Here is a 19,868-nt window from a genome sequence, read left to right on the forward strand (position 1 = left end):
TTCCTTGCGGACCTGCTCACGGACCCTGAACCCGCTGATGGTAGGTCGGCAATCCTTTGCCGACGTGCTCAAGGGATCAGGGCGCACACGTCGGCAAAGGATTGCCGACCTACGTCGTTTGCGAGGCAAGACTGGTTCATGGAGAGTAGCCCGGAGCAGGCCCTCTGCCGGGCCAGGGACGAATCCAGTGAGCGAACAGAACACGATCGAGCAGGGCGGCGAACCGGCCGCGGCCGACAACCGCCGGCCGGACCGGCCGATCACGGCGATCGCCGGCTTCTGGCGCCGCTTCGCGGCCTTGGCGGTCGACTCGGTGCTGCTCGGCGTGTTCGGCCTGCTGATCGGCGCGGTGTTCTACGAGCAGCTCGCGGTACTCGGCTTTCGCGGCCGCATCGTCGGCTTCGTGATCGCCTTGCTTTACTTCGGGGTGTTGAACAGCCGCCTCGGTGGCGGTCGCACGCTCGGTAAGCGCCTGCTGCGCATCCGCGTGGTCGGTGCCGAAGGCGCCGGCATCGGCCTGGCGCGTGCTTCGCTGCGCTATCTGGTGCTGGCGATCGCCTGGTTCCTGAACGGCGTGCCGGTCGACAGCGATGCCTTCAGCACCGATTCGGTACCACAGATGGCGCTGACCGTGGCCTGCGCCGTGTCAGTGTTCGGCCTGGCCGTGGCGATCACCTACCTGGCGATCTTCAACCGCCGGACGCGCCAATCGCTGCACGATCTGCTGGTAGGTTCGTACGTGGTAACGGACGCCGACGGCGCGCCGCCATCGATACCGCTGTGGCGCGGGCATTGGCTCGTCGTCCTGCTGATCCTGCTGATCTCGATGGCGATCCCGTTCGGCGTCCGGCGGCTGTCGCAGACGCCGGCTTTCGCGGCGATGATGCAGGTACAGCGCGCGGTCGCGCGGGAGCCCGGCGTATCGGAAGTGTCGATCCAGACGGGCACCGCGGCGCGCATCCTGCCCAAGGACGACGCGCCGCCACAGCACAGCCTATCGATCACCGCGCGCAGCACCGTGCGCGACGACCCCGAGCGCCTCGCACAGCGCATCGCCAACCGCGCGCTCGACAGCCAGCCCGAGGTCGCGGCGCTGAATCTGATCGGCGTACATATCTACTACGGCTACGACATCGGCATCGCGCGCCAGATCACCGCCTACAGCCTGGTGCAGACACCGCTGCAATGGCGCCAGCGCATCGACACCGATGCACCGGAACCCGACTCCGACGTCGAGACGGCGCCGCCGTCCGAGCCTGCCAAGCAGGACTGAGAGGCCAGCAGCCTGTCGGGCTTGGCAAGATCTACTGCGGCTTCGGCCCGCTGCGCCCAAGCTGCGGGCGCCCTCGTCAAATATGGCTGGATATTCTCCTCAGTCGCCCGCAGCTTGGACACAACAGGCCAAACCCTCGCTACGATCTCCCAAGCCCGACAGGCTGCCAGCTCGCGACCGCAAGGGTTTCGGACATGGACCGCTGCTCCGCTAATCTGCACCGCTCAATGCGGTGTACGTGACCTCAGCGCACAGACAAGCGGAGACTGCAGAGTCAAAGGTGGAATCATTCCTCCGACGGAAGCATTTTTCTGCGTTGTCGCCCGCGCTGAAAAACACTCCGATGCTCGTTCTTTACAGAAGAAAGCGCCCTGAACCGCAGTCACGACGATGGCATTGGCGAAAAGCCAGGTATCCCCGACGGCATAGAATTTCGGCGTCAGAAAACCCTGCTGAAAACGGGTGCTTTGCAAGATGCCATTTTCAACAGCGCGTACTTCTCCAGTATCGCCACCGACGAGAAGGGCGTCGTTCAGATTTTCAACGTCGGCGCCGAACGCATGCTCGGCTATACGGCAGCGGACGTCGTCAATCGGGTCACGCCGGCCGATATCTCGGATTCGCAGGAACTGATCGCGCGGGCGGCAGCCCTGAGCCTGGAACTGGATACGCCGATCACGCCGGGCTTCGAGGCCCTGGTGTTCAAGGCTTCGCGCGGCATCGAGGACATCTACGAGCTGACCTACATCCGCAAGGATGGCAGCCGCTTCCCGGCGGTGGTCTCGGTCACCGCGCTGCGCGATGCGCAGGAAAGCATCATCGGCTATTTGCTGATCGGCACCGACAACACCGCGCGCAAGCGGGCGGAAGAAGCGCTGCTCAAGGCGGGAGCGCTGCAGAGCGCGATTTTCAACAGCGCCTACTTCTCCAGCATCGCCACCGATGAAAAAGGCGTGGTGCAGATTTTCAACGTCGGCGCCGAACGCATGCTCGGCTATGCAGCGGCGGACGTCGTCAACCGGGTCACGCCGGCCGATATCTCGGACCCGCAGGAGCTGATCGCGCGGGCGGCAGCCCTGAGCCAGGAACTGGATACACCGATCACGCCGGGCTTCGAGGCGCTGGTGTTCAAGGCATCGCGCGGCATCGAGGACATCTACGAGCTGACCTACATCCGCAAGGACGGCAGCCGCTTCCTGGCGATGGTCTCGGTCACCGCGCTGCGCGATGCGCAGGAAAGCATCATCGGCTATTTGCTGATCGGCACCGACAACACCGCGCGCAAGCAGATCGAAGCGGACCGGGCGCAGCTCGACCAGCGCCTGCGCGATCAGCAGTTCTACACGCGCTCGCTGATCGAATCGAATATCGACGCGCTGATGACAACTGATCCGCAGGGCATCATCACCGACGTCAACCAGCAGATGATCGCGCTCACCGGGCGCACGCGCGATGAGCTGATCGGTGCGCCCTGCAAGAACTTCTTCACCGACCCGGGCCGGGCCGACGCCTCGATCAGGCGCGTGCTCACCGAGAACAAGCTGAGGAACTATGAGCTGACGGTGCGCGCCCTCGACGGCCAGGAAACCGTAGTGTCCTACAACGCAGCGACGTTCCACGACCGTGACCGCAAGCTGCAGGGCGTATTCGCGGCGGCGCGCGACGTGACCGAGCTGAAGAGTTTCGAGCGTACCTTGCAGGAGAAAAACATCGAGCTGGAGCACGCCAGCCGCATGAAGTCAGAATTTCTGGCAACGATGTCCCACGAGTTGCGCACGCCGCTGAACGCCGTCATCGGATTCTCCGAGGCGCTCAAGGATGGCCTGATGGGCCCGATGAGCGCGATCCAGCACGAATACGTCGGCGACATCTTCACCAGCGGGCAGCACTTGCTGTCGCTGATCAACGACATTCTGGATTTGTCGAAAGTCGAAGCCGGCATGATGGCGCTGGAGCTGGAGGCGGTCGATCTGAACAGCCTGCTGACGAACAGCCTGACCATCGTCAGGGAAAAAGCGGCGGCCCAGGGCCTGCGGCTGGAACTCGACACCGCAGGAGACCTGGGCGTGCCGCAGCTGGACCTGCGCAAGATCAAGCAGATCGTCTACAACCTGCTGTCGAATGCGGTCAAATTCAGTGCCAGCGGCGGGCGCGTGACCCTGCGCACGCGGCGTGTCCCGCGCAGTACCGTCGGCACGCTGTCCGGCACCTGGCCGGTGCACCGGTTCCCGCTGGCCGACAGCAACGACAGCGAATTTCTCGAAATCTGCGTCAGCGACAGCGGCATCGGCATTTCCAGGCAAAACATGACGAAGCTGTTCCAGGCCTTCAGTCAGATCGACAGCAGCCTCGCACGCAAATTCCAGGGCACTGGCCTGGGCCTGGCGATGGTCAAGCAGCTGGCCGAACTGCATGGCGGCACCGTCGCCGTGGCCAGCGCCGAGGGCGAAGGCGCGCACTTCGCGGCCTGGTTACCGTTGCGTACACCGGCACAGGCTGCGACTACGCCGCTCGACAGCGCTGGCGCCGTGACACCGCTTGCTGCAGCCAAGCCTGAGTTGCGCACGGCGCTGGTGATCGAAGACGACGACCAGGCGGCCGATCTGGTGCGCCTGCTGCTGGAAGCCGAGGGCTTTACGGTGCTGCGCGCCGCCAGCGCCGAGGCCGCGTTGTTGCTGGCGACGCAACAAACTCTCGACCTGATCACCTTGGATCTGCAACTGCAGGGCGCCGATGGCTGGGAGTTTTTGCTGCGGATCCGTGAAAACAGCCGCCTGGCTCAGGTGCCCGTCGTGGTGATCGGCGGCCTGGCCGAGCGCAATATGGCGCTGACCGGCGGCGCCGCAGCGGTACTGCAGAAGCCGATCAGCCGCGCCCAGCTGAAAACCTCTCTGGCCCATCTGAACCTGCATCCGGCCGAACAACAAACGCACACGGTGCTGGTGGTCGACGACGACCCCAAGGCCGTCGAAGTGATTGCCGCATACCTTCCGACTCCAGCTTATGCGGTGGTGCGCGCGTATGGCGGCAGCGAGGCGATCATCCTGGCGCAGCGGCTGCGGCCGGATCTGATCGTGCTCGATCTGATGATGCCGGACGTCAGCGGCTTCGATGTCGCCGAAGCGCTGCAGCGCAATGCCGATACCGCGCGCATCCCGATCCTGGTGGTGACCGCCAAGCAGATCACCGCGCGCGACCGCGCCGCGCTGAGCAGTCATCCGGACAAGGTCATCCATATCGTCGAAAAAGCGCTGTTCAACAGTGTCCGTTTCATCGCCGAGGTCAGGCGCGCGTTGCTGCCCCGCTAGTTGCTGCCCCACCAAAGGAAGGCCAATGGCCCGAGTACTCGTCATCGAAGACAACCCGGCGAACATGAAGCTGGCGTCGCTGCTGCTGAGCAACGCCGGCCATACCGTATTGTCTGCCGTCGATGCCGAGATCGGCCTGGCGCTGGCACGCAGCGACCGGCCCGAGCTGATCCTGATGGACCTGCAACTGCCGGGCATGGACGGCCTCACCGCGACCGCGCTGCTGAAACAGAACCCGGCCACCGCCGCCATTCCCGTTATCGCACTGACTGCGATGGCGATGAAGGCGGACCAGGAAAAGACGCGTATTGCCGGCTGCGATGCGTATATCGCAAAGCCCCTGCGCTACCGGGAGTTGTATGCGGCGATCGATGCACTACTGCTCAAACCCGAGTTGCAGACGCCATGACCGGGCTGAAGCGCAGCCATGACGTCGGGCATATCCCGGCACAGTGACCCACGACATGCCGGCAGACCTCCGCCCCGCGGCCACGATCCTGATCGTTGACGACGAAGCCCAGAACCGCAAGCTGCTCGAAGCGCTGCTATGGCCTGAAGGCTACCTGACGCTCAGCGCCGCCAATGGCGAAGAAGCGCTGGCCTTGATCGCGCAGCGCGCACCGGACCTGATCCTGCTCGACATCATGATGCCGGGCATGAATGGATATCAGGTGGCCGGCATTCTCAAGGCCGACCCTGCCACCTCGAATATTCCGATCATCATGGTGACCGCGCACACCGAACGCGGCGCCCGCCTGGCGGGCCTCGATGCCGGTGCGGAAGATTTTCTGACGAAGCCCGTCGATCGCGCCGAGTTGTGGCTGCGGGTGCGCAATCTGTTGCGCCTGAAAACCTTCGGCGATTTTCTGCGCAACCAGAGCTTGCTGCTGGAACAACAGCTGCAACAACTGCAGCTGCGCACCGCCGGCCTGCAACGATTTCGCGCGGCGATGGATACCACTGCCGATGCGATCATGCTGGTGAGCCGCAGCAGCATGCGATTCATCGAAGTGAATATGCAGGCCTCGGTGATGCTCGGCTATACACGCGAAGAGCTGTTTCAGCTGGGCCCTGCGCAATTGGGCGCGGGCACGCCCGAGCAGATGGAGCGCATGTACGACGCCATCATCTCCGGCGACCGCAGCTACGAAGTCTCGGAAACCCAGTTGCGGCGCAAGGATGGATCGGAATTGCAGGTAGAAGCGCACCGGCATGCCCAACGCTCCGGCGGCGACTGGATCATTGTCGCGATCGTGCACGACATCAGCGAGCGCAAGGAGGCCGAGAAACGCCTGCACTATATGGCGCACTACGATGCCCTCACCGGCCTGCCCAATCGCAGGCTGTTCTACGAGACCCTGAAGAAAACCCTGGCACATGCTGCGGAACGAAGCTGGCTGGTCGCCGTGCTGTTCGTCGACCTGGATCACTTCAAGGACGTGAACGACACGCTGGGGCACACGATCGGCGATGCCTTGCTGATCGAGGTCAGCAACCGCCTGGTCGATTGCGTGCGCATCCGCGACACCGTCGGGCGCCTGAGCGGCGACGAGTTCGCCTTGATCCTGGTGATGCAAGAGGGGCAGCAGGGCGCCGCCGTCGTCGCCCAAAAAATACGGGATGCTCTACGCAGGCCCTTGAAGCTGCAAGGTCACGAAGTCAGCGTGACCACCAGCATCGGCATCACCATCTACCCGGACGATGCCAGCGAGCCCGGTGTACTGATCCAATATGCCGACACGGCGATGTACCAGGCCAAACAGGCGGGACGCGACACTTTCCGCTTCTTCACCGCGCAGATGAATGCCGAGGCCCAGGCCCGGCTCGAATTGGAAACGGCCTTGCGCAAGGCCGTCGAGAATAACGAATTCGTTTTGCACTACCAGCCCAAGGTGCAACTCAACAGCGGCCGCATCGCCGGCCTCGAAGCCCTGCTGCGCTGGCAGCGGCCCGGACATGGCCTGGTGCCGCCGAACGACTTCATTCCGGTACTGGAAGAAACCGGACTGATCGTGCGCGTCGGCAGTTGGGTGATTGCCGAGGCCTGCAGGCAGATCGGGCTGTGGCTGCGCACCGGGATCGGCCCGGTGCCGATCTCGGTGAACGTTTCCGGACGTCAATTCATCGAAGGCGATCTGGAAGCGGATATCGTCAAGGCGCTCGACGACAACCGCATCACCGCCGAGCTGCTCGAACTGGAATTGACCGAGAGTTCGCTGATGGAGAACACCGAGCTCACCATCGCCAGCCTGCAGAGTTTGAAGAAACGGGGCCTGGATATTTCCATCGACGATTTCGGCACCGGCTATTCCAACCTCGCCTACCTGTGCCGTTTCCCGATCGACAAACTGAAGATCGACATCGCCTTTGTCCGCGAGATCACCAGCAAGCCCGACGACGCCGCCATTGCGCTGGCCATCATTCAGATGGCCCGCAGTCTGAAGCTGGAGGTGGTCGCGGAGGGCGTGGAAACCGCGGCGCAACTGGCGTACCTGCGGCGCCACCACTGCGATCAAATCCAGGGTTACTATTTCAGCCGGCCGCTGCCGGCGGCAGATATAGAACAAATGCTGCGCGAAGAAAAATGCTTGCCGATACCGGACGGCGAAGCTCAGCCACCGTTCAAGACGCTAATGTTGGTGGACGACGACCCCGGCGTAATGGCCGAGTTGAAGCTGCTGCTGCGCCCGGACGGCTACCATATTCTGTCGGCATCATCAGCCGCCGAGGGTTTCGAACTGCTGGCACTGCATCCGGTGCAGGTCTTGCTGTGCGACCAGCGCATGCCCGCGATGATCGGCACCATCTTCCTCGACCGGGTCAAGAATCTGTACCCCGATACTTTGCGGATTCTGTTGTCCGGTTATTCCGATATGCAAGTGATCATGGAGGCGATCAACCTCGGCGCGGTCAATCGCTTCTACACCAAGCCCTGGGATGACAAGGTTCTGCGCGCCAACCTGCGCGAGGCCTTCCGCCAGCACGCGCTGGTGCACGCACCTCAGATCGCCAGGGCGGACGCAGTCCACGCGGCTTAGAGCCTCGGTTCCCAAGTACGGTCACGAAGGTGCACGCGGAGTTTTGCGGCTGGCAAGGCACGACGACGAGTCATAGCCCCGCTATGGCGAGGAGTCGCAACGCCGCCAGACGCGAAAATCCGCCGCGGATTCGTGACCGTACTTGGGAAACGAGGCACTTAGAGACGCTCCGGCCCACGAACGCCGCTTGAACATCGCCGACGACGCCAGCCGATGGATGCCGCGCCGCCTATCGCCTGAGCAGGTGCAAGGTCGAACCGGTCTTCGGCATCGTCAAACAGGTGATGGGTTTCCGACAGTTTCTGGTGCGCGGGCTCAAAAACGTGAAAGCCGAAATGGGGATTGGTGTGACTGGCGTTCAACATCAAGCGAATGGCGGTCCTCAGCCGATGAAAAAAGCAGAGGAAAACCTCGATGCCCTCCGCACCACGCTCTTTTTCACCTGCTCGGCGAATGCCGTCGCGCCTCGTGTAATCAGCAAATGATCCCGGCGCACTAGGCTCCGTTCTCGACCTTGGCGGCTGCGGCCGATCCGATCCGCTTCCAGTAAACCATGGTGCCCGTCAGCCCACCATGCGGCTTCAAGGCGTAATCCGGAATTGTCCCGGCCAGCACGAAGCCGAGCTTCTCATAAAGGCCAGACGCCCCTTCCTCGACCGCGGTATCGAGCACCAGCAGCGTGCGTTGCCGCTCCACCGCCAAAGCTTCCGCGACCCGCATCAAGGCCGTCGCGATTCCCCGGCCACGGTGGCTCAGGCGCGTCATCATCTTGGCGATCTCGCCGCGATGCGGCTGGTTGGGCGGGCAATCGAGCAGCAGGGTGACGCTGCCGACCAGCAGATCGCCGTCCCAGGCGCCGAGCACGATGCGATCGCCGCGATCCGCCGCCGCCAGCGAGCCCGCCCAGAACGCGGCGGCCCTTTCCGGCTCCAGCGGATGCATGAAGCTGACCGAGCCGCCATTGGCGACCACCTCGATGATGATCTCGCTCAGCATCGCGCCGTTCTTCGGCGACGCACCCAGAGGTCTGATTTCGATATCGGTCATGGCGGCTGAGATTTTGTGTTTAACGGGGTATCCGCTGCGCTGTTTCAGCACCGTGCTCTGAACCGTGCTCTGATCAGCGGAATGATTAGACGGCTCTTTCAGCCAGCAGATCAACATAGGCGCCTTCGATCAGCTGCGAGGGCTCGACGCCCAGCCGCGCCATCAGCGCCTGAGCTTCGGCCACACCGGCTTCTGCCGGCTCAGCGTCGCCGAGCACCACCTCCAGCTCGAGGAAGTGGCCCAGGTTCTCGACAACGTCCAGGTGAATGCGCGTTCGCCCAACCATAAAAAGTGTGCGGTGCTTGCGAACGCGCCCGGTCTCGCCATAGGCCAGCGACAGTGTGGTGCGCAGCGTATCGGGAGCAGCGGTCGGGGACCGGATGTAGAACGACTCTTTCGGCCCCTGCCGGTCGGCGCGACAATAGAAGATCAGCTCACCCTGAACGCGGGAGAACGCGCGCAGCTTCAATCTGCCGCTCTCGCAACGGAAGAACGTATCGTCCTGCAGGATCTCGATCGGGCCCTCGTCGGCAAGCGCCGCAGCCCTGGGCGCCAGCGATTCGACGCTGTCGATGCGCGCCTTGATTTCGATGTTTCGCGGCATGCGGTCTCAGGCTCCTCCGCGCCCGGTCAGATCAGCCCTCGACAGCAGCAACATAGCGCAGCTCCTTCAGCGATTTTCCGCCCATGCTGATTTGCTTGATGCCCGACGGATCGGGCAAGAAGCCGGCGGCGACATAGAAGCGGATCGCCCTGGCATTGTCGGCGAGCACCCAAAGGCTGAGTGAGCGGTAGCCCTGCCCGGCCAGACTCGACCGGGCCTCGCGGCACAGTGCGCGGCCGACACCTTGCGACCAGGACGACGGCGCTACGTAGAGCGCCCAGATCTCAGCCCGACCCGGCGGCGCTCCGGCGTCACGACAGCGGCCGAAAGCGACCCACCCGACAATTTTGCGATGGATTCTGGCAAGCAGCAATTCACACTCGGCCAGCGCAATCGCCTTTTGCCAGTACGCCTCGCGCCTGGCCAGCGACTGCGCGGCCAGGTACTCGTTCGACAAGATCCCGGCATAAGCGGCCTGCCATGCGTCCACATGGATTCGTGCAACGCCGGCCGCGTCTTCAAGCACCGCGCGGGAAATGACCGGGCCGCGCGACGCCCGCACAGCAACTGGCAGAAAGCGCGGCACCTTGGCCTCGAGCAGCCTGACCAGAGCGGGCTCCATGAAGCCGTAGTCGTCGGGTATCTCCAGGCAGATGATCCGCTTGCCGTTGAGTGACGCACGGAACGCCGTCTGCAGCTTGCGCCGGTGCCGGCGCTCCATGACAAAGATCAGGTCGGCCCAGCGCAGCAGCTCGGGAGTGACCGGATGGTCGGCATCGCGGTCGAGTCCGGCCGAACAAACCTCGATGCCGTCATACGAGGAGAACACCTGCTCGGCGGTGGGGCTGCGCAGCCGGTTGCGGCTGCAGACAAACAGCAGGTTCTTCATGGTGCCCTTCACCTGCGCGCCTCTTCAGGGTTTCAAGGTTTCGATGTATTCAAGCCCTTGGAACCTTTTGGAGAGCGTTGCCTTGAGTGAGCGTCGCAAGGCATCGGCCTTCTCAACACCACTGCTTCCGAAGAAAAGACCCGTCGAGTTCGCATCCACACGGAAAAGAATCGTGTTTCTGGCTGGGAATGAATAAGAGAGTCTGATTCCATCACCCGAGTAAGCCGCTCCATCTGAGATGTGTATGCAGTCTGTGCAGGAAAGGCCTTGATTGGTAGCGACGGCTGCAATGGCGCTTGCAAGCTCTTCGCGACGGAGTTCATCTGCCGCCTCGATGGGGCGGACTCGGTACTCTTGTCGGGTGGGTATGGTGCCGACGCTGAACTCTTCCACCATAGAAAAACAAGCGACAGCGCTAGGAAGATAACAAGCCTTCGAGTCGGAGAAATTGACAGCAGAACCATTCCGACGACCGCAATGCCTGCAAAGTCAGACAGCTTCCCGGTGACCACACTCGGAACTGCCGGCTTCAGCCACCAATCGTTTAGCAGCAAGCAGACGAGGCAAGCGAGGAATGGCCAACTCGTGAGCGTGTTCGAGAGACGGTTTCGCATGGGACGATAAGCCACTAGCCAGCAGAAAAAACAGCCGCTTGCATCCCGGGTAAGTATCCCGACAGCTTGAGAAACTCGTAGATTTCAAGGAAGCGATACGGTTTCACGATGCTTCGCCTGTGATGTCGTGGCCCATCCTGACGATACTGCGTGCCGCATTACAATCCAAGCTCTTTGTCGTTGAGTTTTGTGCTGCTGAGTCCGGGCAGCTTGCCGACCGGTATCAGTCCGGCTCATTCATCCGTCAAGCCGTCTAACGTCACTCGAATCGAATGTATCGAGCCTGATAGATCACCCGAAGCGCGGCGTCTGCTGGATGTGGCTGTAGAGCAGCTTGGGTGCCTGAACTGTAGGAGCGGACCTTGTCCGCGATTGAGGCCTTCAAGAGCACAATCGCGGACAAGGTCCGCTCCTACAGTGGCGAAAGCGCCGCCTCAGCCGGTCAGCTGCAGCCACTTCATCTTGATCGTCAGCGCAATAAAATTCCACGCCGTTCTGACCTGATCCCAGAACGAGGGTGTATAGCGCGCGCGTTCGCGGATGTATTGGCGCAGCGCGTCGAGATCCTGGTCGCTGAGTTCGTCGAACTTGGGCATGCCGCGCGCCTCCAGGCCGCCGGCCTGAACGATCGCCTTGAACGCCGGAGACGACAACGGTATCGGCGACGCGCGCAGGTCCGGCGCGAAGCCGCCAGCCACTGCGGAAACACCATGGCAGATCACGCACTGCGAATACAGCTCGCGGCCTTTCGCGACCCTCTGCGGGTCGAGTTCGACGCTCGCGTCGTCGATCGGCTTGACGATACTCGGCGGCGCCGACGGCGGCAGCGTCGCAGTGCCGTCGAGCACGTAGGTCAGCAGGCGGCGCGGATGATCGCGGCCGGTCCAGCCGTGCTGCGCAGACAGCGAGCCGAGCAGCATCTGGCCGCCGGCCCAGCCCGCGAGCACGCTCACATATTGCTTGCCGTCAACGCTGTAGGTGATCGGCGGCGCCTGTGTACCGACGCCCATCGATGCACTCCACAACACCTCGCCGGTGTTCGCATCGTGCGCCTTGAAGTTGCCGTCGGCATCGCCCTGGAAAACCAGGCCGCCGTGGGTGCTCAACACACCGCCGTTGGTAGCGCCGGGCGTTGCGTAAACCCAGGCTTTTTTCTGATGCACCGGGTCCCAAGCCAGCAGCGAACTGCTGCCGGCACTCTTCGGCACGTCGTCGAAGAAACCCTTCAGGCCGAGCACGTCGTTGGGGACCATCGTCCAGGTCTTCGGATCGCGGCCTTCGTCGTTGTAGTAGCCGGGCAGTTCGTGTGCGGGAATGTAGACCAGGCCGGTATCGGGGCTGAACGACATCGGCTGCCAGTTGTGCACGCCGGCCGAACCCGGCCAGATCAGCGCCTCGCCGTCCTCGTAACGCACACCCGGGTTCTCGACCGGCCGGCCGCTGCTCATGTCGATATGGTCGGCCCAGGTAACCTTGCCGAATTTCTCGGCGGAAATGAGCTTGCCGGTTTCGCGATCGATCACATAGAAGAAACCGTTCTTCGGCGCATGCATCAGCAGCTTGCGCGGCTTGCCGTCGATCTCGACCGTGGCCAGCACGATGTCCATCGTCGAGTTGAAATCCCAGCTCTCGCCCGGCGTGGTCTGGTAGTGCCAAAGATATTCGCCGGTGTCGGCGTCGAGCGCGACGATCGAACACAGAAACAGATTGTCGCCGCCGCCGGGCGAGCGCAGCTTGTGGTTCCACGGCGAGCCGTTACCGGTGCCGATGTAGACGCGATTGAGCTCCGGGTCGTAGGTCATCGCGTTCCACGCGGTGCCGCCGCCGCCGAATTTCCACCACTGCCCGCTCCAGGTTTTCGCGGCTATTTCCATGGCCTGGTTCTCGAAGCCGTCGGCCGGGTTGCCGGGCACGATGTAAAAGCGCCAGTCCTGCTGGCCGGTCTCGGCGTCGTAGGCGGTGACGTAGCCGCGCACATGGCCGAAGTCGGCGCCGCCGTGACCGATGAGCACCTTGCCGTTGAACACGCGCGGCGCCCCGGTAATGTAGCGGTTGTCGCCGGGCTCGGTGGTCTGCGTCTCCCACACGAGTTGGCCGGTCTTCGCGTCGAGCGCGAACAGGCGGCCGTCCTGCACGCCGGTGTAGAGCCGGCCTTTCCAGTAAGCGATGCCGCGGCTGCCCCAGGCCATGCGCATCTTCTTGCCGGCGACGTGCGGGTCGTACTTCCACAGCAGCCGACCGCTGCGCACGTCGACCGCGTGCACGACGCTGTAGCCGGCGGCGAAGTAGATGACGCCGTCGACCTCGACCGGCGCAGTCGACACGTTCCAGACGTCGTCGAGGTCCAGCGTCCAGGCCAGCTTCAGCCGCGACACGTTCTGCCTGTTGATCTGGTCCAGCGGGCTGAAGCGCTGCTCGCTGAAGCTGCGCCCGTAGGCGGGCCAATCGCGGCCGTCGGCTTCGTTGGACAAGGCCACATTGTCGATCTCGGCCGCCTGCACCGCGAACATTGGCAGCAGCAGGGCGGCGGCGACAAGCAGCGCCCTGAGCCTGATCAGCTGGACCATCGTTCTCCCCTCGTGGGCTGGCTCGCCCTGGTTATCAGCAGAGGTTATCGCCCAAGCGCCCCACGCTGTCCTGCTACAAAGGGGTGATCCGTGCCCGCGCTTTCCGCTGCGGTAGGAGCGGGTCATAGCCGCGACTCAGGCTCCACCGGCACAGTCGCGGGTATGACCCGCTCCTACGTTGGGTAGGGCTGATGACGGGCGGCAGGCATACGTTCCGCTGCACTGCAAGACGAGGAGCTGACGCATCCCGAACGGGTCAATCAGGCGCTACTGAGCTTTCTCCCCAGCCTGCAGGCCGGGGCTCCTACAACATCCGTGCTACTCTAAGCAATGGGGATTGTCGTTTTTTGACACGCGACCGGCGCCTTGCGAAGCCCGCAACGCCGGTCTTTGCCTCCCCGATCATCGCAGCGGCGCCTGTCCGTTCAGCTGCTCCATAACGGCACTACACAGGAAACCGCCATGGCCATGAAACCTTTTGCTGTTGACCAACGCCAGCGCGAGCTGCGTCATCGCTCCTATCTGGCGGTCCCGACGCTGGGCAAGCAGTTCCCGGCGCTCGAGGAGATCGCGATCGAACTGCGCTTCGTCGATCCGGACCGGAAGATGCATCTGTCACCGTACAAGCGCATTTTCGCATCGTCGATGCAGGCATTCTTCGACTTCCAGTGCCCGGTCAAAGAGTGCACCGGCGGCGGCTTCAATCCGACGCCCGAGATCACCAAGGCCTTGTCCAAGAGCACTGCGCTGCACACCGGCACCCTGAGTTGCAAGGGCAAACGCGACCGGGGCGAAGCCGGCAATCGCTGCGATCTGGAGCTGCACTACCAGGTCGTGGCCGTCGAAAAGCAGCACGCCGGCAGCTAGCAGCCTGGCGGGCTTGGGTGATCGAGCGCGAAAAAGTGGCTGTGCGAGGACAGATTTCGCCGACTTCGTTCGAAAGACTAGTTGACAACTTAGTAAGTTATCCCTATATTGCACTGCAACACGGAACGGATTCGTGGCAGCAGGGGTCGAAAGATCAAGCGCCCGGTTTCCGCTTTCAGAGTCTCCTCCAGGAAGGCCCCGCGCCTTCCTCGCACTTTGCCCCCGGTCTCCGGGGGTTCTTTTTTTGTGCGCCGCTAATCCAGCAGCTATTCCAGCCGCTATTCCTGCTGGCCGAAAGGCCGAGCAAGGCAATCCGATCCGGATGCCACTTCAATCTGGTGAAAGCCGGATCGCCAGCTAGCTGGCCTGCCTGTCGGGCAGCAAGCGGTCATATTCCGTCTTGACGACCGCGTAACACTCGCAGGTGAGTCTTTCGAGACCGGCCCGATCGAGTACCGATATCCGCCCTCGCGCATAGCGGATCAATCCCAGCTTCTGGAGCTTCACCGCGCCTTCCGTGACGCCTTCACGGCGTACGCCCAGCATGTTGGCGATCAACTCCTGCGTCATCACCAGTTCATTACCTTTCAAGCGATCCAGACTCAGCAGCAACCACCGGCAGAGCTGCTGATCCAGCGAATGGTGCCGGTTGCATACCGCCGTTTGCGACATCTGGGTAATCAGGGCCTGGGTATATCGGAGCAGCAGATGCATGACCGCACCGCCACGGGCGAACTCGTCCTTGATAACCTGAGCCTTCATCCGGAAGCCGTACCCGGCGCTCTGTATCACTGCACGACTGGGTGTCGAGTCGCCACCCATGAACAGCGAAATTCCAACGAGCCCCTCATGGCCAACGACTGCAATTTCGGCGGAGGCCCCGTCCTTCATCACGTAGAGCAAGGATACGATCGCCGTGGCAGGAAAGTACACATGGCTCAAAGCCCTGCCGGATTCATAGAGGACCTGGCCCAGCGCCATTTCCACCAACTCAAGCTGCGAGATCCAGCGCTGCAATTCTACCTCTGGCAATGCGGAAATCAGATTATTGGTTCGCGGGTCTCGAACAAGGGGCATCAAAACACTCCAAGGCGAGCTACTCGATCGGTGTCACGAGATGCAGCTCTAATGAACATCCTTCGACTATAGCGAGCGCGTCGCTGTGACCTGTGTTCGTTTGCGCACAGACTCGAAGCCGGCTCAAGAGAGGTTTTGGTAATGGCCGATGCCGCTTTCTGATGCGGCATTGGCAGTGCCCGAGCGCATAAACCGAAAGCCGATGCATAGCAACGATGGGCCGCGACGCGGCTTAACCGGTCGGCACACCGGCGACGTTCATCAACGCATCGCTGTTTCGATCTGGCGAAGCAGATTTGCGTGCTTGTTTAGTGGCGTAGCGAACGGACGCTGGGGCCGGCGTCGTTCAGTCTGCTGGAAATTCGGGCCGACTCGTGCCCATCCGCTCCGGAGATCCCGATGCCACGTCAATTCACTCCTCGGCCGCACTCGAGCGAGCCGGGCCACGCCGCCTGGGTTGTCGCTGCCGACGCCGGGCGGGCCCGCATTTTCTCGGTGTCGCAGGACGACGGGCAACTCGAGGAGTTGGTCGATTTCGTCAATCCGGACGCCCGGCTGCAGGATCGCGATGCTGTATCGGACCGTCGCGGCCATGTCACTCAGGGCGCGGCTGGAATCGGCCATGCTTTCGAACCGCGGGAGTCGCATGGCGAGCATGTCGCCGAATCATTTGCCAAGGACCTGTGCGAACGTCTCGGCACGGCGCAGCGCTCCGGCGAGGTCACAAAAATCTACCTGCTGGCGGCCCCGAAATTTTTGGGACTGTTGCGCAAGAACCTCGACAAGGCGACGCAGCGCCTGGTCGTGCTGGAACTGGCCAGCGATCTGACCCTACATTCGCGGCACGACATTCGCAGCGCCCTGCCTGCACAACTCTGAGCGCTCACTCCGGCTTCGATGATGACGCTTCTGCAGTGCCTTTCCTTTCGGCCCCAGATAGACGAGACGAGAGCTTTCGTCTCAGCCATTCCTGCTTGATGTATCGGAAGGCGATGGCCATTTCCGCAATCGTCTACTGCTGTTGCTCACTCATCAGGTCATCGTCGCCGAGTGCCGCATGCATCAGCGGCACGGTGTGGGCATGGGTGGCGTGAAGAGTACCCATGACTCTGCGGGTGTTTCGGGCACCCACCTCTTCCACGCTCGAAAAGCGCATCTGCTGACCACTCGGCACTCTTCGATCGATCGGCCTTGCGGCGCGGATCGTGGATGTGTCCTGTCTGCTGAAGCTCATGCTGACCTCCGGATCCCGTGGCTGACGAAAGTGCAAGCGATTGGGATGGATACGACTCGTCAACACTAGAGCAGGAAAAGTGCAGCGTCAGTACGCTGCCCCGCTTAGTGGCCGCGACTGCACAGGCTCGCAGGCGCGTGGGATTCCGCTGCATCGCTCTCCCGGAAAGCCTGACAGCGGGCGAAATCGTATGCCTGCCCTTGGATTCGATCTGCAATTGGAGTTGACGCTGCCGCGCCCTAGCAGTAGCCGTGACGTTCGTTCAGTCCCGCGAACCCCGGAATCCAGCGATCGATTGGCGCCGATCCGCCAATCAGCGCTCGACGCCCCTCAATTCCGGACAACCACCTTGGCGTCGGCCGTGAGCGGACGATAGCTCAGCAGGCGGTCTGTTTCATTCTTGACCACGGCGTAGCACTCACAGCTCAGATGCTCGAGCGCAGGGCGGTCGAGCACCGTGATTTTTCCTCGACGATATTCAATGACGCCCAGCTTCTGCAGTTTGCCTGCCGCATCGGTGACGCCCTCTCGGCGTACGCCAAGCATGTTGGCGATCAGTTCATGGGTCATCTTCAATTGGTTGCTCGACAGGCGATCCAGCGAAAGCAGCAGCCAGCGACACAGCTGCTGATCGACACTGTGATGGCGATTGCAAACGGCGGTTTGGGACATCTGCGTCAGCAGCGATTGCGTGTAGCGCAGCAGCAGCAGCAGCAGTTCGCCGTGACGATTGAACTCTTCCTTGATCTGCTTCGCGGGCAGGCGATACGCCGCGCCCGCGCTCTGCACAACCGCTCGGCTGGGAGTGCTCTCACCCCCCATGAACAAGGAGACACCGACGATTCCATCGTTGCCGACGACCGAGATCTCGGCCGATGCACCGCTTTCCATCACGTAGAGCAGCGAGACGATGGAGTCCGTCGGAAAATAGACGTGGTCCAATACGCCACCGGCCTCATACAAGACTTTGCCCAGCGGCAGAGGAACCCACTCCAGCAGTGGCCATAGTCGGACTTTGGTATCGGCCGACAGCATGGACAGCAGATGATTTTGCTCGGGGCTGGGTGAATCCGACATGTCTATTACCGGGCACAAGACGTCGATAGCGCGCCTTTCCGACCCGTTAGAATACGCCATGTGCGGGAATTCGTATGTACGATATCGCACAGTGATGCCTCTTCAGCACGCCGGCGACCGGGCCGGGGCCGGAATCCGCCCTGGGATCAGCTCGCGGTCACTTCGGGTAGCAGGCGGTCGTATTCCTTCTTGACCACGGCGTAGCACTCGCAGGCGTGATCCTGCAGGCCCGGCCGATCAAGAACCGTAATCGTGCCGCTCTTGTAAGTTATCAATCCTGCGGTCTGCAGTTTATCGGTCGCGTCGGTGGCGCCCGCACGGCGAACACCCAGCATGTTGGCGATCAGGCCCTGCGTCATCAGCACTTGATTGTCCGGCAGGCGATCGAGACTCATCAGCAGCCAGCGGGATAGCTGCTGCTCGACGGAATGATGCAGGTTGCAGGCCGCCGTCTGAGTGATCTGTGTCATCAAGGCTTGCGTATATCTCAACAGCAGATGCTGCATCGCGCCCCCCAGATCGAAATGCGCTTTCAACACGTCCACTTTCAAGCGGAATGCATTGCCTTCGCTCTGTACGATGGCTCGGCTGGTGGTCGACTGGCCGCCCATGAACAGCGAAACCCCCACCATGCCTTCGCTACCGACGACGGCGATTTCCGCGGAGTCGCCGTTGGTCATTACATTCAGCAGTGAGACGACGCAATCAATTGGGAAATAGACATGTGTCAGCACCACGCCCGATTCGTAAATGACGGAAGCCAGGCTCAGGCTGACCCGCTCCAGGGACGGGGAAAGGCGCTGATACTCCGCCTCGGGCAGGCAGGCCAGCAGATAGTTGCTCGGTATTTTGGGGGTAGACAAGCCTGTGGTCTCGGTGATTGGCATCCGGCGCCACCACCGCAATGACGACGCTCCGGCTGCTTAGCTCACCAAACTAGGCTCGACATGAACTAACGTCTGTACGGCAGCGAACAGCATCGAAACCATAAGCGTGTCAGTGCCCCGGCAACTCGATACCCGCCAAGTGCGTTGGCAGACCGACGCCGATCGATTGGCCGGGTACAACATGCCGAGGTGGCCGTCGTCGAGGCGGATTCCGCAAAGCGCAAGAACGATATGCTGGAAATGCAACTGGCGGCGTTGCAAGCCAAGAAGACCGATCGTGGCAGGGTGCCGAGCTTGGGCGACGTGCTGTTCTCAACCGGCAAATCCGACCTCAAGCCGGGAGGCATCGCCAATCCGGATCGGCTGGTCGGCTTCCTCGGCGAGGCAACGGATCGCAGCGTCCGCATCGAAGGACATACCGACAACGTTGGCGGCCAGGCATTCAACCAGGCACTGTCGCAGACAACAAGACCGAAGCCGGCAGACAGGCGAATCGTCGAGTCGAAGTGATTATCCAAAACCCACCGGCGTAGCGATGGTCGACGCCGGGGCCGAACCGGATCGGTGATCAGGCCTTCCGAGATGAAACACGCTTGCTGTTGTTGGCAGGCAAGCCCGGGCCGATTTTGGCGGCGTTGTCACCCAGAGCCGCGCGCACGCAGAAATCGGCGATCGCCTTGATCAACTTCTTCTTGTCGCTGGTTTTGGCCGTCGGCGCGACGGGCCGGATCAGGGCCTCGGTAAAAGCGCCCACGATGCAAGCGGCACTGATCTCGGTCGACTGCGATGCAAACTCGCCAGACTTGACGCCAGACTTCAACACTTTTTCGAATACCTCGCCGAACTGCTGCCGGCAGATGATGCGCGCCGCGTCCACCTCGGGGTCGATAGGCTCGGCAATGAAGGCATACGCCAGGTGCGGGCCTTCCAGTGCGCGCGACGCGAACGACTCGACCGCCGCGCGCAGACGCTGGGTTGCGGTATCGGGCCCGGCGATGATCGCGCTGAGTATCGCGATCTCATGCGCGACGGCGTTGGTCAGCACCTCGACGAAAAGCTCTGCCTTCGAAGGAAAGTAGCGGTAGATCGCACCGGTGGACAGGCCGACCTCGGCCGCGACCGCCGCGATCGACGCCTCTCGGAAGCCGCCCGCGGCGATCAGGCGCCTGGCGGCCAACACGATCCGCTGCCGGTTGTCGGCCAGCCGCTCCTGCATCAAAGGGGAACGTCGGTATGCCATAACTGTGAACCCTTGTTCTGTTTGTGAATTATGCTTCACTTTTTTAACGATACCCAGTACATTTCCGCTGCCTTCAGGATTCCAGAGCCTTGGAGTCAAGGCCAGCGCCGGCGGTGTCGGCCAGCCGTAGCGCTATCAAAGCATGT

16 protein-coding genes and 3 pseudogenes are annotated in these 19,868 nt (G+C 62.2%); 8 read left to right on the forward strand and 11 right to left on the reverse strand.

Annotated features, from left to right (window positions below; genetic code table 11):
* The first annotated feature begins 187 nt into the window (after positions 1-187).
* From JWQ90_RS04650 to JWQ90_RS04670, 5 genes and pseudogenes are all read left to right on the forward strand, one after another.
* Positions 188-1,273 (forward strand): RDD family protein, encoded by a 1,086-nt coding sequence (locus JWQ90_RS04650; protein WP_299690114.1) that lies wholly within the window; start codon positions 188-190, stop codon positions 1,271-1,273.
* Between the two features lie 440 nt (positions 1,274-1,713).
* Positions 1,714-4,473, forward strand: a pseudogene (locus JWQ90_RS04655) (PAS domain S-box protein); the annotation flags it as partial.
* Positions 4,474-4,606: 133 nt separating this feature from the next.
* Positions 4,607-4,990 (forward strand): response regulator, encoded by a 384-nt coding sequence (locus JWQ90_RS04660; RefSeq protein ID WP_299690120.1) that lies wholly within the window; start codon positions 4,607-4,609, stop codon positions 4,988-4,990.
* A gap of 55 nt (positions 4,991-5,045) precedes the next feature.
* The gene (locus JWQ90_RS04665; RefSeq protein WP_299690121.1) at positions 5,046-7,619 is read left to right on the forward strand and encodes an EAL domain-containing protein; all 2,574 of its coding nucleotides are present in this window, start codon (positions 5,046-5,048) and stop codon (positions 7,617-7,619) included.
* A gap of 221 nt (positions 7,620-7,840) precedes the next feature.
* Positions 7,841-7,970: pseudogene (locus JWQ90_RS04670) on the forward strand (transposase); the annotation flags it as partial.
* A gap of 144 nt (positions 7,971-8,114) precedes the next feature.
* Here the strand turns inward: JWQ90_RS04670 and JWQ90_RS04675 are convergent.
* The 6 genes and pseudogenes from JWQ90_RS04675 to JWQ90_RS04695 form a co-directional block, all read right to left on the reverse strand.
* Positions 8,115-8,666, reverse strand: coding sequence for a GNAT family N-acetyltransferase (locus tag JWQ90_RS04675; RefSeq protein WP_299690124.1), 552 nt, complete (start codon positions 8,664-8,666; stop codon positions 8,115-8,117).
* Positions 8,667-8,751: 85 nt separating this feature from the next.
* Positions 8,752-9,270, reverse strand: a complete 519-nt coding sequence (locus tag JWQ90_RS04680) for a class IV adenylate cyclase (RefSeq protein ID WP_299690127.1) — start codon at positions 9,268-9,270, stop codon at positions 8,752-8,754.
* Positions 9,271-9,301: 31 nt separating this feature from the next.
* Positions 9,302-9,856 (reverse strand): GNAT family N-acetyltransferase, encoded by a 555-nt coding sequence (locus tag JWQ90_RS29115; protein ID WP_366919437.1) that lies wholly within the window; start codon positions 9,854-9,856, stop codon positions 9,302-9,304.
* Positions 9,842-10,159: pseudogene (locus JWQ90_RS29120) on the reverse strand (low molecular weight protein tyrosine phosphatase family protein); the annotation flags it as partial. The gene JWQ90_RS29115 and the pseudogene JWQ90_RS29120, both read right to left, overlap by 15 nt.
* 24 nt (positions 10,160-10,183) lie before the next feature.
* On the reverse strand, positions 10,184-10,555 hold the full coding sequence (locus tag JWQ90_RS04690) for a hypothetical protein (protein ID WP_299690133.1): 372 nt from the start codon (positions 10,553-10,555) through the stop codon (positions 10,184-10,186).
* Positions 10,556-11,207: 652 nt separating this feature from the next.
* Entirely contained in the window at positions 11,208-13,340 is a 2,133-nt protein-coding gene (locus JWQ90_RS04695; RefSeq protein ID WP_299690135.1) for a PQQ-dependent dehydrogenase, methanol/ethanol family, read from the reverse strand.
* Between the two features lie 462 nt (positions 13,341-13,802).
* On the opposite strand from JWQ90_RS04695, the gene JWQ90_RS04700 reads away from it, so the two are divergent.
* Positions 13,803-14,207: a hypothetical protein gene (locus tag JWQ90_RS04700; protein WP_299690138.1), complete on the forward strand. Its 405-nt coding sequence runs from the start codon at positions 13,803-13,805 to the stop codon at positions 14,205-14,207.
* Positions 14,208-14,564: 357 nt separating this feature from the next.
* On the opposite strand, the gene JWQ90_RS04705 is transcribed toward JWQ90_RS04700, so the two are convergent.
* The gene (locus tag JWQ90_RS04705; RefSeq protein ID WP_299690141.1) at positions 14,565-15,284 is read right to left on the reverse strand and encodes a Crp/Fnr family transcriptional regulator; all 720 of its coding nucleotides are present in this window, start codon (positions 15,282-15,284) and stop codon (positions 14,565-14,567) included.
* 399 nt (positions 15,285-15,683) lie between these two features.
* On the opposite strand from JWQ90_RS04705, the gene JWQ90_RS04710 reads away from it, so the two are divergent.
* Entirely contained in the window at positions 15,684-16,163 is a 480-nt protein-coding gene (locus tag JWQ90_RS04710; protein WP_299690144.1) for a host attachment protein, read from the forward strand.
* Positions 16,164-16,296: 133 nt separating this feature from the next.
* Here the strand turns inward: JWQ90_RS04710 and JWQ90_RS04715 are convergent, their stop codons facing one another.
* The 3 genes from JWQ90_RS04715 to JWQ90_RS04725 form a co-directional block, all read right to left on the reverse strand.
* A complete protein-coding gene (locus tag JWQ90_RS04715) occupies positions 16,297-16,518 on the reverse strand; it encodes a hypothetical protein (protein ID WP_299690146.1) in 222 nt (73 codons plus the stop codon).
* Positions 16,519-16,848: 330 nt separating this feature from the next.
* The gene (locus JWQ90_RS04720) at positions 16,849-17,595 is read right to left on the reverse strand and encodes a Crp/Fnr family transcriptional regulator (RefSeq protein WP_299690149.1); all 747 of its coding nucleotides are present in this window, start codon (positions 17,593-17,595) and stop codon (positions 16,849-16,851) included.
* A gap of 146 nt (positions 17,596-17,741) precedes the next feature.
* Positions 17,742-18,482 (reverse strand): Crp/Fnr family transcriptional regulator, encoded by a 741-nt coding sequence (locus tag JWQ90_RS04725; protein ID WP_299690152.1) that lies wholly within the window; start codon positions 18,480-18,482, stop codon positions 17,742-17,744.
* Between the two features lie 189 nt (positions 18,483-18,671).
* On the opposite strand from JWQ90_RS04725, the gene JWQ90_RS04730 reads away from it, so the two are divergent.
* The gene (locus JWQ90_RS04730; RefSeq protein WP_299690155.1) at positions 18,672-18,992 is read left to right on the forward strand and encodes a hypothetical protein; all 321 of its coding nucleotides are present in this window, start codon (positions 18,672-18,674) and stop codon (positions 18,990-18,992) included.
* Between the two features lie 58 nt (positions 18,993-19,050).
* Here JWQ90_RS04730 and JWQ90_RS04735 read toward each other — a convergent pair whose 3' ends face one another.
* Positions 19,051-19,722 (reverse strand): TetR/AcrR family transcriptional regulator, encoded by a 672-nt coding sequence (locus JWQ90_RS04735; protein ID WP_366919438.1) that lies wholly within the window; start codon positions 19,720-19,722, stop codon positions 19,051-19,053.
* Positions 19,723-19,868: the final 146 nt, after the last annotated feature.

This window comes from Hydrocarboniphaga sp. (genome assembly GCF_028291725.1).
Taxonomy (GTDB): domain Bacteria; phylum Pseudomonadota; class Gammaproteobacteria; order Nevskiales; family Nevskiaceae; genus Hydrocarboniphaga.

Excerpts from the sequence above, each read along its gene's own strand:
- JWQ90_RS04660 (WP_299690120.1), top strand. The coding sequence starts at position 4,607 with ATGGCCCGAGTACTCGTCATCGAAGACAACCCGGCGAACATGAAGCTG.
- JWQ90_RS04665 (WP_299690121.1), top strand. The coding sequence starts at position 5,046 with ATGCCGGCAGACCTCCGCCCCGCGGCCACGATCCTGATCGTTGACGAC.
- JWQ90_RS04675 (WP_299690124.1), bottom strand. The coding sequence starts at position 8,666 with ATGACCGATATCGAAATCAGACCTCTGGGTGCGTCGCCGAAGAACGGC.
- JWQ90_RS04680 (WP_299690127.1), bottom strand. The coding sequence starts at position 9,270 with ATGCCGCGAAACATCGAAATCAAGGCGCGCATCGACAGCGTCGAATCG.
- JWQ90_RS04690 (WP_299690133.1), bottom strand. The coding sequence starts at position 10,555 with ATGGTGGAAGAGTTCAGCGTCGGCACCATACCCACCCGACAAGAGTAC.
- JWQ90_RS04695 (WP_299690135.1), bottom strand. The coding sequence starts at position 13,340 with ATGGTCCAGCTGATCAGGCTCAGGGCGCTGCTTGTCGCCGCCGCCCTG.
- JWQ90_RS04700 (WP_299690138.1), top strand. The coding sequence starts at position 13,803 with ATGGCCATGAAACCTTTTGCTGTTGACCAACGCCAGCGCGAGCTGCGT.
- JWQ90_RS04705 (WP_299690141.1), bottom strand. The coding sequence starts at position 15,284 with ATGCCCCTTGTTCGAGACCCGCGAACCAATAATCTGATTTCCGCATTG.
- JWQ90_RS04710 (WP_299690144.1), top strand. The coding sequence starts at position 15,684 with ATGCCACGTCAATTCACTCCTCGGCCGCACTCGAGCGAGCCGGGCCAC.
- JWQ90_RS04715 (WP_299690146.1), bottom strand. The coding sequence starts at position 16,518 with ATGAGCTTCAGCAGACAGGACACATCCACGATCCGCGCCGCAAGGCCG.
- JWQ90_RS04720 (WP_299690149.1), bottom strand. The coding sequence starts at position 17,595 with ATGTCGGATTCACCCAGCCCCGAGCAAAATCATCTGCTGTCCATGCTG.
- JWQ90_RS04725 (WP_299690152.1), bottom strand. The coding sequence starts at position 18,482 with ATGCCAATCACCGAGACCACAGGCTTGTCTACCCCCAAAATACCGAGC.
- JWQ90_RS04735 (WP_366919438.1), bottom strand. The coding sequence starts at position 19,722 with ATGGCATACCGACGTTCCCCTTTGATGCAGGAGCGGCTGGCCGACAAC.